Annotated in this window: 1 protein-coding gene; it reads left to right on the forward strand. The window is 75.5% G+C overall.

What is annotated here, in order from left to right; genetic code table 11:
* Positions 1 to 470, forward strand: a 470-nt coding sequence (locus FMQ63_RS37730) for a hypothetical protein (RefSeq protein ID WP_141277066.1), incomplete at both ends; no start/stop codon positions are given.

A 470-nucleotide genomic window follows, 5' to 3' on the forward strand; every position in this document is an offset into this window, starting at 1 on the left:
CCTGACGACCGGCACCCCGGAGGGCGAGGGGGCCTTCCTGGACGAGTACTCCGTCGAGGCCGCCCGGAAGGAGCGCGCCGCCGCCGTCCGGGCAGGCTCGGGCGTGCTGGAGGCCCGGGCCCCGTCCGTCACGCTGGCCCGCCAGGGAGAGGACTGGCGCGTGGTGGAGTCCCGCCCCGCGGACGTGCCCCGCGCGGCGCTGAAGAAGTTCCTGGACCAGGTGGAGTCCCGCGACTGGAAGGGCGCGTGGGGCCTGCTCGCCTCGCCGCTGAGGGCCCGCTATACGCCGGAGCGCCTGAAAGAGGACTTCGAGCGCGAGCCCCTGGCCCGGGAGCGCCTGCGCCGAGCCCGGCTGGCCCTCAACACCCACGTGCGCGTGGCGGCGGGTGAAGCGCTGTTCCCCCTGGGGGGCGAGCGCGCGGTGCGGCTGGTGCTGGAGGATGGCGAGTACCGGGTGGCAGCCATCGAAT

The sequence above is a fragment of the Myxococcus sp. CA005 genome, assembly GCF_006518205.1.
GTDB classification, from domain to species: Bacteria; Myxococcota; Myxococcia; order Myxococcales; family Myxococcaceae; genus Myxococcus; species Myxococcus xanthus.